The organism is Pseudovibrio sp. WM33, assembly GCF_001623165.1.
Lineage (GTDB): Bacteria > Pseudomonadota > Alphaproteobacteria > Rhizobiales > Stappiaceae > Pseudovibrio.
This window is the reverse complement of record NZ_LMCK01000142.1, coordinates 67,402-78,186: the sequence shown is the minus strand read 5'-3', so window position 1 is coordinate 78,186 and position 10,785 is coordinate 67,402. Positions and strand designations below refer to the sequence as shown.

Genomic DNA, 10,785 nt, shown 5'->3' with positions numbered 1-10,785 from the left:
CGTGTTGGGCCTGATTACGTTGGGTGCAGTGAAGGCTCATTCTGCCACTGTCTTAATCAATCTGTTCTCAGTCGCTCGCCTGAAATTCATGAAGCGGCTGAGAAACTGGCCCTACAACAAAACCGGCTGGACGCGGCGCGTGCGTCATGTGCAGGAGCGATCCCTGGAGTTGGTCAACAACGCCATTATTAAACGTGCCCCGGCTCCCAAGCTGGATGTGCATGACAATGAAGAGGGGGCAAAGGCTGTTGATGAGGAAACCAGCGCCCTTAGCGCATGGCTGAGCCCGGAGGGGATCACCAAGGGCGCAATGGCTGCTTCTGGTTTCTCCGGCATTCTGGCCGGCTCCGGGCCGGTGCAATGGGGCTTTGCAATCGCTCTGGTTCTTAGTGTGGGCGTTGCGGGCTATTTGCTGATCAATAAAGAGCGGGCCGCCTGAGGTGGGGGCGGTTCTCTCAATCCTGATTAGAACGAAGACAGGGCGGGCATTGGTGGCCGCCCTTCTTCTTTGTGCGCTTGCTGCCGTTGCTTATCACCAGATCCGGCAGGGGGCGTTTATCGAGGCAGAGCATGACGCTTTGCAAGGGATTGTGAAAGCGGAACAGCAAAGGAAGCAGGATGATGCCTATCTGCAAGGTCTTGAAGATTACCGCTTGTGTCTTGAGTATTTTGGTGATGCCAGGCTGCGTGACACAGAAGAGTGCGAGCAGCTGCGGCGGGTTTACAAAGAATAACCTAAGCCCTGTCGGGTTCGTGGCGCTTGTGCAAGCGGATCGGGCCGGGGCGGATAGAGTTGCAGCAAATGACAGGAACGGACAGAGGCAGGGCTGCTGGAAATGACGGATTTTATCTTAGAGATTTTCTATCATTTACCGTTCTGGAAAACGGCCGTCATTGTCGCTTTTGCACTTATTGGAGCTTTGCTTCAAGAGGCTGGCTTCTGGCAACGCGTGCTTACATTCTTCATCGGAATTGCTGCGGCCGTAACCTTCACTCAGCCGCTCCTGGACTTCTTTGAACTGAGGCCTGCGTTTAGTGATGCCACGGCCGGTGTGCTTGCTATGAGTGGTCGCAATATCACTGTGTTTGTGTTGCGGCTTTCGAGAGATCCGGTCAAATCTGCAGAGTTGTTGTTAGGAGTTTGGCGCCGCAATAAGTGAGTTTCGTTTAAATGAGGCAATTTGTGTACCCTGCTTAAACTGCCTCTTATTCTCACCAGTAACCCACTACGGAAAAACGGTTCCTAATGCATACGTGTGAAATTAATTACACGTAAATATTAGGAGTTTTTCATGTTTGTGGTAATTTATAGAAACTCAATTTTAGGCTATGGTGAGAGTGAAGAGCAAGTAGCAAGTAGTTTTAGATGTTTCGGCGCTCTTGGACTGTCTAGGAAACGAAGAGAAGATTTACGTTTTCAGTCGCTTGCAAGTTACAGCTATCTCTCCGCGAGCTTGTAAGAAAATCACATCTGATCGCACAGTTACTCTGAAAAGGGTTGATGGTGTTTTAGAAGCTATCTAACAGTCTAGCTATCCTGCGGCGGGGATAGCTGCATCAAACTAAATTATCCAATTTAAGCTATAAATTTACAATGGAATCTCATTTGGGAAAATGAGTTGGTAGTTCGCAAATACATCCGTTACCTGTGTGTGAATTCCGGTGAAAACAAGATGTTTATTCATCGCCAGCTTTCAGTGATTGCATGCAACCCGAATATCTAAGGATTCCTAGGATGGGATACGTCCTTCAAGCTGCGTGTGACAACTAAGTGAAGGATGGATGATATGGTTTCTCGTCAAAATCTGAATAACGGTCTAGTGGTTGTTTCGCGTTGGCAGCTTTTCTTGTTACGGATGCAACGCTTCCGTTGGCTTCTCCCGGCTATGGCGGCTGCATGTGCGGCGATTGCGGCGGGCTGGCTTATGCTTGTCGCTGTGGTGAGTGGGGAGCCGTTGGCGATCTTCCTGTGGCTCTGGTGTGGGGTTGTGGCAATTGGTTATGCTAGATACTGCATGGACCAAATTTCTGGGCATCGCGGAGATTTAGCAGATCAGTAGGAAACGCAAGTCCCTGAGACATATAGGTGCAGCATGGTACTGATGATCATTAGTTGCCATTGGTCTACCACAGAAGAACTCAAGCAAGAGCGAGATCTCAACTTCAGAGTTGTTTTTCCCGCTACCTTATAAGAGTAAGGCCATAATTAGCCGTTTCGCCTGAGCCTAGGTCTTGGTTCTGATCCGGCCGGAGCCAATGGCATTTCATGCGTGTCGCATCAAAGAAATTCCAACATCGCTTTTCACTAAATTCAATTGAGAACTGTTCACAGTTCGTACAGTATGAGGGCAAAGTAGTGGTTTAAAAGTAAACCACTACTTTCACGCTCTGAGAACGAATTGAGGTTGAGTATGTATATCGAGGGGCAGGAATATTCACGCAAGAAAGACATTCACGAAGTTTATGGAGGTCAAACTCAGGGTGGGATCTCCACTCCTGCTTCACATCAGAAGATCTTCATTTTTACCGGAAAATCGGGTGAACAGCATGGCTACGCTGATGGGTGGCAGGACTCAGGTGTTTTCCTGTACACAGGCGAGGGGCAAGTCGGTGACATGTCTTTCAAGGGCGGTAACCTGGCTATTCGTGATCACGACATCAATGGAAAGCCATTGCTGTTATTTGAAGCTTTGGGAAAATCCAAACCGGTTCGCTTCATAGGTCAGTTTTCATGCCAAACCTGGGACATCTTTCAAGGTGTAGATCGAAACGGCGATATGCGAGAATGCATTCGGTTTCACCTCGTCCGTTGCAAGCATGATGCGGTGCCACCTCTAGACAAAGAGGTAATGACAATCAAAGGTACCTCAATAGAGGACCTGAGGAAACAAGCGTTTGATGCAGCAGTACCTCAGCAATCCATGAACTGGAATGATGCTCCACGTGTCTACAGAAGCCGCAGCAAGGCAGTTCGCGACTATGTTCTCGCCCGGGCGGGTGGTATTTGCGAATTGACAGGTAGGCCTGCTCCATTTCTAACTGCCTCTGGGCAGCCCTACCTGGAGGTCCACCATACTCGAAGGCTTGCAGATGAAGGTCCAGATGATCCTCGTTTCGTGGCCGCAATCTGTCCGGCTGTTCACCGAGAAATTCACTTTGGGGAAAACGGTGATGAGCTCAATCGACAGCTAGTCCGGCAGCTTGAAGTTATTGAACCAAACGGCAACTAATGTGAATGGTGACCAATAGCGTACACAGAGACAACTATTGCGATCACCATATCAAAGAGCATTCTTAATTGCTGGTTGGCCTAACTATGCTCTTAACAGAAATAGAAAGTAGGCCCCTTTAATTGGACTTCAAAAGTTTTCGATGCCCAGCTCACTTTTGAGACGTTTGGCTTCGTTTGAGTACGCGGAGTTGGAGGTATAGACCGCGTCAACAAATTCCTTAGACCATTCTAGGAGAGCTTGACGCCTTGATGGTTCTTCAGGCCAGATTGCCTTATTGCAGTGAATGATGTTATCGCGAATCTTTTTGAAACACTTGTGGCAGAAGTCAAAAGGGCTGTCATTTTCCTGCTCTTCGACTGGATCCTCATATCCAGTTGGCGCGCGCCAATCATCGATTGCCCTGGGAGGACCAAGGTATCTGATTTTGTCCACTAACTCAGCTGGGATTTCGGGGCGATCAGGAGCAACGAGGGCAGCGCCCTCAAAGGCAGCAGAATTAAACAGTACGACTGCATAGAAGCTCTCATTATCGTTGAAAGAGCGGGCCGCAACCTCTTGTTTTTCGAGAATCTCTGTCATTTCCTGCTCCTTAAGTCGGATCGAGTTATTTCGGCTGTTCCCAGCATATCCCGCCGGATATCGAAATGGGCACGCGGTTTGCGAAGTGAATGATATCTATCCATTTGCCGCCCTTATCTTTGTTTCGCTCAATTGATTGGACTGCAAGAGTGTAGTGCTGATCAACCGATAACCACACCGCCTGTTCAGTGATCTTGATGAGAGTGTAATCAGAGCCGCCATCACTGCGTTTTGCTTTACGAGTTTGAGTGTCAAGCTCAATTGTTATTGGTGCGCGGTTGTCCCAACTGCATAAGAATGAGAGTGATTTGGCTTGAGTGGGAGCTATGCTAAAGCAAGTTGACCAAACCAAGAAGAAGAGTAATCGCATGCAAAGCTCATTAGTTGTCCTGTTTAGTCTTCGGTCAAATGCCTGTGCCGAGAAAAGACAGAAAGAAATTTACCAACGGTGTCACTCCATAGGAGCTGATTAATGTTCCGAAAACTACAAAGTAAAGCTCCACAACTTTGATAAATCTAGTCATAAAACGAAATTCAGCCTTGGCGAGTATGAGCAATACCTTAATGCATTTTTGGACGAAACTATGAGCATGATCAGAGAGAAAATTATTGGTGTATGCTCCAATCATTGGCTCTAGTTCAATGACCCTCAAAAGCAATTGTGTTTGTTTTTTGAATAGCGCTGGTAGAAGGAAATAAAATAGTATCCCGAAAACAACCCAAACACTTCCGAATTGACGTGCTAGCTCAGCGTGCCCGTTTGTGGTCAGTGAATACATCTTCCAATTTAAGTATGCGATCAACGCATATGTTAACCAGTCAATGCTATTAAGCGCGGCAAAGTAATTTAGGCTCTTTTGAAATGCAGCCTGCCTTTTCAAGTTGTCTTTGTTAAAAAAATTTGGGCGGCTTGGTATCAGCTTCACGTTCACTCCTTAGTTGGCTGCCTCTGTCACGGGGTAGTATGTGTACGGATCGTTAATGCCACCCGCTCCTCTGCATGCCACCTGACCGTTATCGGTGAGATTGCGGCACTCCCAGTTGACACGCTGCTGGTAACCGCGATCATCTGATCCAAAGATCGCTACTGAAAGCTGTCTTTGTGTGCGACCCGGCCCGTTATCTATAAGGAATTTCACAACATCTCTAATGATCATTCACCTTGCTCCTTAGTTTGACTGTCGGGGCTCCATTCTTCGTGCGGTCTAATGAGGAGTGGAGCCCTCTTAAAACACTACTGCTCTGCCAGGTCGCTAGGCTGCAAGATGTAGCCGTCTTCGGATACGCGCTGATACATTTCCTTGCTGTCCATGTCGGCGCCGATGCGAGGTGCGTCGTTCTCTCCGATCCGCATAGTTTTTTGGAACTTCCAAGGTCCGAGATCTTTTGGTAAATTGCTCCCGTCTTTGACTTTAGTTATCGCGTGCCCACCCTTTTCTGCGGTAAATACAAATACTTCAAGAAATTGATTGTGCATTTTAATATCCGTTTATACTCTATCGTTATCGGTTTTTGGGTTGTTAACGTCCCAGCGTTGTTGCCAAGCAAAATAGGCTGACTTCGAGAGGTTTGGGCCGTTCATCGCTTGCAATTCTTTCTATATCATAGAACCGCGGCGTCTAGCTAATAGCTGTTTGTGTGCATATTCTTCACATTATGGAGGCATGGCCCATGGTTAGCCATGAGGTCCGACGCGCTCTTTGGTTTTTTGCATGCCAGCGATCGTACGTTCGCGTATTAGGTCGCGTTCAAGCAGCGCGAATGCGGCAAGGAAATGTATGATAGCTTTACCAAACGGTGTTGATAAAGCTAACTTTTCTCCCGTTTGGAGTGTTACTTTATTTTTCAACTCACAGGAATGCAGACAGGCGCCGTAAGAGTTTGGTGCGGTTTTTTGTCCTACAAACTGTCCTACATTTAGAAATTTATATATTTATATATTTATATCATTGTTTTTGTTGAAGAAAATAATTCATTCGGGCCTTCTCGGCCGCACATAAAAAGCTCTGAGCTCTTTGTGTACTAGCCTGAGCTTAAAGCTTACCCGTACACGTAAGAGGAAACTTCAAAAAAGGGAGGCACAATGGAAATATCATAAGAGTTTAGAGGGGGAGATTTTGGGCTCTTAGAGAGAACTTTGGGGGCCCTAAAAATTTATTTGTTACCCGTTTTGTTACCCGTTGAGGGAAACAAATAGGCAAAAAAAAGCCCGCTTTCGCGGGTTTTTCTTTAGCAATCAACTACTTAGTAAAAGCAGTGATGGCGGAGAGGGTGGGATTCGAACCCACGAGACGCTTCCACGCCCGCTGGTTTTCAAGACCAGTGCATTCAACCACTCTGCCACCTCTCCGGCTGTGTGGTGTGGGCTCTATTTGGTTCATGCGGCCTTCAAAGTCAAGCCAGCGAAAAACTTGTTCCACAGCATGAATTTAATTTTTTCACAGCGGAATCAAACAGCCCCACCAAAACCGCCAATTCCCCTAAGGAAGTTAGCCTTGGTAAGAATCTCTCTTTCTTGTGGAGACATTTTGATCGGATTCAGTTAAGGTTTATCGGCTATCTTTTTAATATTGGTTCAGTTTGTAGTGAGCTCGGGTGTTTTTGCTCAACCAGACTGAAATCCGTCAGTGCCGAACATGTAGTGAGTAACAACGGTATGACTTCTTTACTGAATTGGGGCTATTCGGTGAAAGCACCAGCTCCCGAAACGATCAAACGTGTAGCGACTAGCATATCTGTAGTTGCCTTGTGCGCAGGTATTGCAGCCTGTGGCGGCGGCACAGACAAAGTGAAGTTCAGTGAAAAGAAGTACGGCGTGGCTGCAAGTCCTCGTGTGGTGAAAGGCACTAAGCCAGTTCCTAAAGGAGGCGGGCGCGCTGTTGTCGGCAAACCGTATAAAGTGGCTGGCAAGTGGTATTATCCCAAAAGGGACGATAACTACAAGAAAACCGGTAAGGCATCATGGTATGGTCCAACCTTCCATGGTCGCAAAACAGCAAACGGCGAAATCTTTGATCGTAATGCACTGACAGCAGCGCATCCAACAATGCCTCTACCAAGCTATGCTAAGGTGACAAACCTGCAAAATGGTCGCTCCATGATTGTGCGCGTGAATGACCGTGGACCATTCCACGATAATCGCGTGATTGATCTGTCTGAGCGCGTTGCTGGAATGTTGGGCACCAAATCCAGCGGCGTTGCAAAGGTTCGTGTTGAATACGTTAGCCGCGCACCTCTTCACGGACAGGATGAGAAGAAGCTACTGGCATCTTATTCTGGCAATGGCGGAAACTGGAACGGCGGGAACTCTGCACCTCAGACCATGTTTGCCTTTGCAAATCCTGTGAAACGCATTTCCGGCCCGGCTCCAATGCCAAAAAGCAGGCCATACGACACTCCAATTTATGCGGCACAAAATGTGTTGGCGTTCAATTCCAGCCAGCTCGATCCTGCTGTGGTCTACGAACGTAACTTGAGCACGACACAAGTCGCATCCATATCCAGCTTCAAGAACCGCATCAACAGCGCCCTTGCGACAAACGCAAACCCGAATGCGCCCAAACCTGCGATTGCCGCACAGCCAGTTTCAACGTCCTTTGGCAGCTCACTCCTTCCACCACCAAGTTCAGGTGTTTACAAAACACCAACAAGTGGCAGTGCGCCAACGTTCCAGAGCGGAAATGCAGTTTCCTCCTATACGTCACAGCAAAGGCTCAACAGTGCGCATGAAGCATTTAAATCATTTTCAGGTGGAACTGGTTTGAAGAACTTACTGCAATCTCGTACTGGCCAAAAACACTAAGTCATTTAGTTTTAAACGGCTTTACCCAGTCTGCTGACCTGCGTTAGTGTTTGTTTTAGGGGATGGGGCGTAGCATAGCCTCTCTAAAAACATTCAGGGAGACGCAGGCGTGCAGGTTGGGTGGCAGAAGTGCAAACAGCATAAATCTCGAAGCAACTTTAAGCGCTGGCTATCTCCTGATTGCTGGAGATTTTCAGCGATAGCGGCAATGGTGCTCTGCGCTCTAGTCGCATCTCCAACAGCTCATGCTGTTGAGATAAAAGCCAAAGCTGCGACGCTTTACGACTTCTCCAACAAGTCATTGATCTTCTCTAAAAACTCTCAGGTTCTGCTTGCGCCAGCTAACCTGACCAAGCTCATGACCGCCGTAACAGTGCAGCAGGCACTGCATGCCGGTGACATCACACCGCAAACCACATTCAAGGTCAGTGAACATGCATGGCGGACAGGCGGAGCACCCGCACGCGTTACCACCATGTTTGCACGCCTGAACTCCTCTGTCCCCGTGAATGATCTAATGTATGGCCTCATCGTTCAAAGCGCGAACGATGCCGCAATCATTCTGGCAGAAGGCCTGGCCGGCAGTGAAGCCAACTTTGCGCGGGAGATGAACAAGCTCGCCAAGTCCATTGGAATGGAAAATTCTAATTTCACCAATCCGACCGGCTTCCCTGAGGAGAGCCACAAAACGACACTGGAAGACCTGACAATCTTAGCAGCGTATGTTCTGGAACATGAGCCTGAACTGCATTCTGTGTTTTCCATGGACCGCTTTACCTGGAACAAGATCACACAGCGCAACAAAAACCCGCTCATTCGGGATATTGAAGGACTGGACGGGTTCGGAGCTGGCTTCTCTGAGAGAGAAGGTTTTGCAGCACTTGGAACACTCGACAGCAACGGTCGTCGCTATGTAGCCGCTATTGCAGCCTCACCGACGATGCAAGACCGTGTTCAGGACATGAAAACTCTATTGCTGCCATCTTTTTCCGGCCTTAAGCTCGAACAGTTTTACCGCAAAGGCGATCTTGTCAGCGATGCACAAGTGTATGGCGGCAAAAGAACAACAGTCTCCCTGAAGACAAATGATGCCGTCGCAACGCTTATCAATCCCAACGAAAAAGACAAATACCAACTGCGCGTTGTTTACAATGGCCCCATACCCGCACCGATTAAAGAGGGAATGGAAGTTGGAGAACTGCAGGTTCTTTCCAAAAATGACGTGATTTATCGGGCAACACTGGTTACAGGAGAGGATGTAGCCATGGGAGACCTGCAAGGCCGTGCTTGGGACGCGCTAGGCGAGTTCTTCTACCAGTTGTTCTAGCACCGGATTTCAGAACTATTGAACTCCGTAGGTCTTGGAGGCCTGTTCGACGTTGTCGGGTATTTTTATCAGTTTTGAGGGCGGCGAAGGCGCCGGTAAGTCTACTCAAATTCAGCGCTTACGCGACAAACTCGCGGCCAGAGGCATTGAAGCAATCACCACACGTGAACCGGGCGGCTCTCAAGGCGCTGAACTCGTTCGCGAAGTCCTGCTGTCCGGCGCTGCAAAAGATTATGGTGTAACGGCTGAGGCAGTTCTTTTTGCAGCTGCCCGAGCAGACCATATCGACACACTGATCAAACCGGCATTAGATGACGATAAATGGGTCCTGTGCGACCGGTTTGCCGATTCCTCACGCGTCTATCAGGGCGAATCCGGTGTTCCTCCGCAAACCGTAGAAGCCTTGCAACAGGTCGCAATCGCAGGTCATAATCCAGACATGACCTTGCTGATCAACGTGACGCCTGAAGTCGGCTTGGCCCGCGTCTCAAAGCGTACCGCTCCTGTCGAATTTGATGGCCCGGATCGCTTTGAAACAGATACCTTGGAAACGCACCGTCGCAGACAAGAAATGTTTCTGGAGATGGCCCGAAAAGAGCCGGACCGCATCACTGTGATTGATGGTGACCAGTCTCAGGACAAAGTGACTGAAGATATCTGGCAAGCTGTCCAAAGCCGTTTTGAAGAGCAGATCAAACAAGATACGGCCCGTCCGTAAGCAATCAGGGAAAAGTGAGTATGGCGAAAGCTTCCATAATCGAAGAAGTCCCTGAGTTCGACGAGGTCGAAGGCCTTCCGCTTCCACGCGAGCAATCCAACCTATACGGCCACGAACTTGCAGAAACCGAACTGCTTGATGCCTACAGATCGCAGCGGTTTCATCATGCATGGATCCTTGGCGGTCCGAAAGGCATCGGCAAAGCCACACTGGCATTTCGTTTCGCACGCTTCATACTGGAGCACCCGGACCGCTTTTCTACGCCGGTGATGGCTGCAAACAGCCTATACGTTCCACCAGAAAGCCATAGCTCTCAAATGATTGCCGCAGGTTCTCATGCAGACCTCCTGCATCTGCGGCGCCCATGGGACTTGAAAGGAAAGCGTTTCAAGCGGGACCTTCCTGTTGATGAAGTTCGTAAGACCACAGGCTTCTTTGGATCAACGGCCGCAGGCGGAAACTGGCGCATATGCCTTGTTGATTCTGCTGACGACATGAACCAGTCCGCAGCCAACGCTCTGCTTAAGATTCTTGAAGAACCACCAAAGCAGTCGCTCTTTATCCTGCTTTCACACAATCCCGGACGTCTTTTGCCAACAATTCGCTCCAGATGCCGCAAACTGTCCATGCGCAAACTGGAAGAGCAGACGATTGAGCAAGCGCTGACTGACATGGGCTGCGCTCCATCCGGCAACACACAGGCTCTGCACACACTCGCTGATGGCAGCCTGCGTCAGGCCGCATTGGCAGCAAACGGCGGAGCGTTGCAAATCGCGCAGGAGTTTACCGGCTTGGTTGAGACAATCGCCAATCTGGATATGATCCGTGCGCACAGCTTTGCAGATAAAGTTTCGGGACGTGGTGCAGAAGACGCGTGGAACACATTTTTGGAGCTGACCCGCACGTTCTTGAGCAATCAACTGCGTAAAGATGCAAGCACAAAGCCGGATGCGCTTGTCAGGTGGGCTGACTTGTGGGAAAAGGTGGGCCGCGCTGCCTCAACAGCAGAAGCTTTAAACCTTGATCGCAAGCAAGTTGTGTTGTCTTTCCTCGTTGACCTGCGGAAAGCAAGCACGAGCTGACCTACGTCTTTTTGGGCCACAAACCCAAAGAACTTTCCAGATTT

14 protein-coding genes, 1 tRNA gene and 1 pseudogene are annotated in these 10,785 nt (G+C 49.0%); 9 read left to right on the top strand and 7 right to left on the bottom strand.

Translation table 11 applies throughout. The annotated features are described in order from the left end of the window. From PsWM33_RS28210 to PsWM33_RS25120, 5 genes and pseudogenes are all read left to right on the top strand, one after another. A pseudogene (locus PsWM33_RS28210) lies at window positions 1-439 on the top strand (glycoside hydrolase family 108 protein); the annotation flags it as partial. 52 nt (window positions 440-491) lie between these two features. After that, window positions 492-734, top strand: a complete 243-nt coding sequence (locus PsWM33_RS25135) for a hypothetical protein (RefSeq protein ID WP_063302046.1) — start codon at window positions 492-494, stop codon at window positions 732-734. Window positions 735-836: 102 nt separating this feature from the next. Then, window positions 837-1,160 carry a hypothetical protein gene (locus PsWM33_RS25130; protein ID WP_063302045.1) on the top strand — a complete coding sequence of 108 codons (324 nt, stop codon included), beginning with the start codon at window positions 837-839 and terminating at the stop codon, window positions 1,158-1,160. Between the two features lie 627 nt (window positions 1,161-1,787). After that, window positions 1,788-2,060, top strand: coding sequence for a hypothetical protein (locus PsWM33_RS25125; RefSeq protein ID WP_153040009.1), 273 nt, complete (start codon window positions 1,788-1,790; stop codon window positions 2,058-2,060). A gap of 351 nt (window positions 2,061-2,411) precedes the next feature. Further along, entirely contained in the window at window positions 2,412-3,230 is an 819-nt protein-coding gene (locus PsWM33_RS25120; protein WP_063302043.1) for an HNH endonuclease, read from the top strand. 129 nt (window positions 3,231-3,359) lie between these two features. On the opposite strand, the gene PsWM33_RS25115 is transcribed toward PsWM33_RS25120, so the two are convergent. The 7 genes from PsWM33_RS25115 to PsWM33_RS25090 form a co-directional block, all read right to left on the bottom strand. Beyond that, window positions 3,360-3,812, bottom strand: a complete 453-nt coding sequence (locus tag PsWM33_RS25115; RefSeq protein WP_063302042.1) for a hypothetical protein — start codon at window positions 3,810-3,812, stop codon at window positions 3,360-3,362. A 25-nt stretch (window positions 3,813-3,837) separates the two neighbouring features. Further along, the gene (locus PsWM33_RS27765; protein WP_063302041.1) at window positions 3,838-4,182 is read right to left on the bottom strand and encodes a hypothetical protein; all 345 of its coding nucleotides are present in this window, start codon (window positions 4,180-4,182) and stop codon (window positions 3,838-3,840) included. A gap of 34 nt (window positions 4,183-4,216) precedes the next feature. Further along, the gene (locus PsWM33_RS25105) at window positions 4,217-4,738 is read right to left on the bottom strand and encodes a hypothetical protein (RefSeq protein ID WP_063302040.1); all 522 of its coding nucleotides are present in this window, start codon (window positions 4,736-4,738) and stop codon (window positions 4,217-4,219) included. 9 nt (window positions 4,739-4,747) lie between these two features. Next, entirely contained in the window at window positions 4,748-4,969 is a 222-nt protein-coding gene (locus tag PsWM33_RS25100; protein WP_063302039.1) for a hypothetical protein, read from the bottom strand. 77 nt (window positions 4,970-5,046) lie between these two features. After that, window positions 5,047-5,289, bottom strand: a complete 243-nt coding sequence (locus tag PsWM33_RS25095; protein ID WP_063302038.1) for a hypothetical protein — start codon at window positions 5,287-5,289, stop codon at window positions 5,047-5,049. A gap of 198 nt (window positions 5,290-5,487) precedes the next feature. Next, window positions 5,488-5,661, bottom strand: coding sequence for a recombinase family protein (locus tag PsWM33_RS28915; RefSeq protein WP_206599033.1), 174 nt, complete (start codon window positions 5,659-5,661; stop codon window positions 5,488-5,490). 411 nt (window positions 5,662-6,072) lie between these two features. Then, window positions 6,073-6,162 (bottom strand) — tRNA-Ser (locus PsWM33_RS25090). Between the two features lie 306 nt (window positions 6,163-6,468). On the opposite strand from PsWM33_RS25090, the gene PsWM33_RS25085 reads away from it, so the two are divergent. The 4 genes from PsWM33_RS25085 to PsWM33_RS25070 all read left to right on the top strand — a co-directional run bounded on the left by PsWM33_RS25085 (window position 6,469) and on the right by PsWM33_RS25070 (window position 10,741). Next, complete coding sequence (locus PsWM33_RS25085; protein ID WP_063288749.1) at window positions 6,469-7,614, top strand: septal ring lytic transglycosylase RlpA family protein; 1,146 nt, start codon at window positions 6,469-6,471, stop codon at window positions 7,612-7,614. 208 nt (window positions 7,615-7,822) lie between these two features. Then, window positions 7,823-8,941, top strand: a complete 1,119-nt coding sequence (locus tag PsWM33_RS25080; RefSeq protein WP_063297040.1) for a D-alanyl-D-alanine carboxypeptidase family protein — start codon at window positions 7,823-7,825, stop codon at window positions 8,939-8,941. A gap of 52 nt (window positions 8,942-8,993) precedes the next feature. Next, window positions 8,994-9,659 (top strand): dTMP kinase, encoded by a 666-nt coding sequence (tmk, locus tag PsWM33_RS25075; RefSeq protein ID WP_063302037.1) that lies wholly within the window; start codon window positions 8,994-8,996, stop codon window positions 9,657-9,659. A gap of 20 nt (window positions 9,660-9,679) precedes the next feature. Continuing rightward, window positions 9,680-10,741 carry a DNA polymerase III subunit delta' gene (locus tag PsWM33_RS25070; protein ID WP_063302036.1) on the top strand — a complete coding sequence of 354 codons (1,062 nt, stop codon included), beginning with the start codon at window positions 9,680-9,682 and terminating at the stop codon, window positions 10,739-10,741. Window positions 10,742-10,785: the final 44 nt, after the last annotated feature.